This window comes from Candidatus Magnetaquicoccus inordinatus (assembly GCF_004217665.1).
Classification (GTDB): Bacteria; Pseudomonadota; Magnetococcia; order Magnetococcales; family Magnetaquicoccaceae; genus Magnetaquicoccus; species Magnetaquicoccus inordinatus.
Window position 1 is genome coordinate 1 of record NZ_RXIU01000270.1, and the last position, 3948, is coordinate 3948.

Annotated in this window: 3 protein-coding genes; 2 read left to right on the top strand and 1 reads right to left on the bottom strand. The window is 46.1% G+C overall.

The window, feature by feature from the left end; translation table 11 throughout:
• Positions 1-205: 205 nt before the first annotated feature.
• Both EJP87_RS14420 and EJP87_RS14425 read left to right on the top strand, forming a co-directional pair.
• Positions 206-538, top strand: a complete 333-nt coding sequence (locus EJP87_RS14420; RefSeq protein WP_130472563.1) for a nucleotidyltransferase domain-containing protein — start codon at positions 206-208, stop codon at positions 536-538.
• Between the two features lie 360 nt (positions 539-898).
• Positions 899-2851 carry a response regulator gene (locus EJP87_RS14425; protein WP_130472564.1) on the top strand — a complete coding sequence of 651 codons (1953 nt, stop codon included), beginning with the start codon at positions 899-901 and terminating at the stop codon, positions 2849-2851.
• An 11-nt stretch (positions 2852-2862) separates the two neighbouring features.
• Here EJP87_RS14425 and EJP87_RS14430 read toward each other — a convergent pair.
• Positions 2863-3948: DUF4424 family protein (locus EJP87_RS14430; protein WP_130472565.1), on the bottom strand; the 1086-nt coding region annotated here is incomplete at its 5' end.

Consider the following 3948-nt stretch of genomic DNA (forward strand, 5'->3'; position numbering starts at 1 on the left):
GCCATTTTTCACTTGCACGCCACACTTTCCACGAATCAAACGATCTTGGACAGGATGGTTGCGACTCTAAAGTTCAGAACAAATTTCAAAAAAACATAAAAACATTGCTATACTACGAAATAAATTTCTGGCACTTCCTACTATGCACAAGTAATCATTGCAGGTCATTGTTCCACACTGTCGCAACTGCCAAACCAAGGGTCGCATGCCGAGCATCAACGAAATCGATCTCAATGCCATGGTGCAACACATCGTTGCTGCCGTACAACCAGAGCAGATTATTTTGTTTGGCTCACTGGCAAGGGATGAAGCCAGTGACGAGTCAGATATTGACCTTTTAATCGTCCAACAGAAAGGATTTACCGAACGAAGCCGCTGGCGCGAAATGCAAGTTATTCGTCAAGCAATCTCCCACTTCCCTATCGCAAAAGACATCTTGCTCTATAGCCAGGATGAGGTGGCTCACTGGCGTCATTCGCTAAACCATGTGGTTGGCCATGCCTTGCGCGAAGGAAGATCACTTTATGAAAGATCTTGATCAAACCGCAATGCTGCTACATATGACTGAAAGGATTATCGCGCTTTGTTGATCATGCTGGATAGCGATACAGGCTCCCTTTCGCCTGCAGACTCTCCCATAGAACAACAAGAAACAAGACTATCCTCTGCACTGCAACAAAAAATGAAAATTTGCTGAGAATCTTCCTTGCAATTTGAGAAAAAATGGCAAATATTTGTATCTACACGCATCTACGCCCGTACAGCCCAGCATATTTTATCCTGACTTAAAACAGATTGTTAACAATAACATCTTCCAGAATGAGCGGAATCACGCGGCTTGGTGCATCCCTCAACGCCTGGATCATCGGGTCCAACCCTGTGGCAGTACCTTGACACCATGAACAGCTCAGCACACATACGCCTCTTATTGGTCGAACAAAATTCCAGCTCCCATAGTAAAGTACTGGAATGGTTGCACAACCTCTCCCACAGCAGAGCCTGGAGCATCGACAGAGCCCATTCCCTGCAACAACTCATCAGTAGCATGCAAAGCGCCCAGTATGATCTGTTGCTTCTGGATTGCAACTTGCCAGATTCGACGGGATTGCCTACCCTGGCTGTCTGCAAACAACACTTTCCCCATATCCCAATCATCGTTTTGACCGCCTCCATGGATTCAGAGGTGGGCCGTCTCGCGGTACAAACCGGTGCACAAGATGTGCTCAGCGAAGGAATGTTCCATGCGCATTCTACAGAGATCGTGTTGAATATTTTGCACAATGCCTTGTCACGCCACCGCAACTATTCCTTGTTGGAAAAAAGTCAGTACAGCTTTCGGCGCTTGGTGGAAAATGATAACGATGGCGTCTTTGTGGTGGATGAATCCGGCGTTGTCTGTTTTGTCAATCCTGCCGTCGCCGAACTCTTTTCTGGAAAATTTCCGGCAATCGGTGAAATGTTTGGATTTCCAGTTGCCTCTGAAAGTGCAGAACTGGATGTCTGGCTGCCCAATGGCACGCCTCGGGTCTTGGAAATGCACGTCCGGCAAACAGAATGGCTCGAACGTCCCGCCTATTTGGCTTATCTCAGAGACATCTCCACACGAAAACAGGTCGAAGCGGAACTGGCTCGCGCCAAATCCGAAGCCGAATCGGCTAAACAGGCCAAAAACAGCTTTCTGGCCAATATGAGCCACGAACTGCGCACCCCCTTGCATGCCATTATTGGTATGTCCGATTTGCTCAACCGCTCCCAATCCATGGAGGATTGTCATGAAGCCCTCTCCATTATCAGCGAATCAGGTAATGCTCTGCTGACTTTGGTAAACGATATTCTGGAACTGGCCAAGCTTGAATCAAAAGAGATGGATCTGCAAAATGATCTGTTCATGCCCGAAGAGCTATTGGAAAGTGTTTATAATATCATGCACTTTTCCGCCATGAAAAAAAGTCAGCTCCTGCTTTCCAAACATCTCCACTCCTCTGTCCCCACACAGGTCATAGGTGATTACCGTCGTATTCGTCAGGTTCTCATCAACCTCGTCAGCAATGCCATCAAATATAGCAGCAGCGGAGCCATTCAAATTTCCATCCAGGCTGAATTTGCTGATCAAGAAAATTGTCATCTTCTGTGTATGATCGCGGATAACGGGATAGGAATATCTTCCTCCAACATTGTCACATTATCGCAATTTTTTGAAGAAAGTGGCACAACAGAAAATGCAACAAGCTTTTCTGCAGGTTTGGGATTGACCATTTGCAAACGACTAGTACAGGTCATGAGAGGACGGATTTGGGTCGAAAGTCAACCCAACAAAGGAACTGTTTTTTATTTTACCGTTCCAGTACGCTTTGCCTCAACACATCTTACCCTTTCCACTCCCTTGTCAGCCGTCAATACTTTTCACCCAACCCAGTCGCTCTCTGAACATCAAAATGAGCAACAACTCAGTATACAGCATGCACGCATCTTGATTGTGGAAGATAATCCCGTCAATCAACACCTGGTCATGAAAATGTTCAAACGCTTGAATCTCTCTCCAGACTTGGCCAAAGATGGAAAAAGCATGCAGCAAATGTGCGCATCGCAGCACTATGATTTGATACTTCTCGATCTGCAACTCCCAGACAGCAACGGCTATCAATTGACTCAGTGGCTGCGGCACCAAGAAAAAAAAGAAGCAAAAAAACCATCCATTGTGGTGGCCTTTACCGCCTCAGTCTTTGCCAGTGATCAGCGTCAGTGTTTTGAAGCGGGAATGAATGATTTTTTAGGCAAACCAGCCAGGCTGCACGATATAGAGCAAGTATTGACCCGATGGTTTTCTCATTCCAGAAGCAACAACAGTTGATGACAGATTGATCAGTGCCGTTTTGTCGGAACAATAACCGGCGGATTTCCCAACAAATTATCTTGATCGTATCGCTCATTTTCCTGCCATGTCGAGTGGCGCATGAATACCGCTTTCAAATCCTGTTGCGGTTGAAAATTGTGCAGATTGATCATCAAAGTTTTGGCATCCACTTTTGTTACTGTACCCGGAAAACAGAGGGATACCAACTCGGATGGTGTTGTTTTGCGAATAATGAGCGTAAAATTTTCAATCGGGGTCGCCCAACTGTTTGCGGTAGTCAGAATATAATCAATTGCAGGCATCCAGGTGCGGGCGTCTGTCAAATCATCGGCTGTTTCGGCCTGCAATTTTTTCCATTGCCCAACAAAACGATCATCCGCACAAAAACCTGTTCGCAAATCCTCCTCTTTGTAGGCATGCAAATAGGCAGATGACCCCGATGGAGAAAATGGACGATAGGCATGCGCGACAGATAATGACCGGCCAACAGGGAAAGTAACCTGCCATAAATAAACCACTTTCACCCACCATTTCGCATGCGAAAACAAGCCATCTTCTTCAAGCAAACCACTTGCAAGCAGCTCCTTTTTTTGCTCTCCTGACAACGCCTCCGGCTCCTCACGGTCTGAAAAACGGAAGGCAGTATAATTTTTTGGAAAATGGGCAATCTGGCGGTCACTCAGACCAAGTTTCTTTAATCTGCTTGTAATGTTGGTACAGGTTTGTTGCTGTACCCTGATGGCAATATCCTCACCGCAATCAAATGCTTGTATATCGGTCACAAAGGGTTGATTCTTGCCATCGATCAAAACATGGAATCCATCCGGTTCACCCGCATAACTCCTTTCCATGACGCCAGCAGCGGAATATTCCGGCAAAGGAAACATGACCGACAAGGTCACCGGCTCCTCTGTCAGATTGACAAACTCATATTCCACTTTGATCTTGTTGACACTGATCTCCAACACCTCCTTGCGCATTTTTATTTTATCGCTCTTGCCAGGCATCATGATGCCACCTATAGCAACTCCAGCGACACCATCATTGGCTTGAGCAAAAACAGGTATACAGAATATTATGGCAACCGATAGATA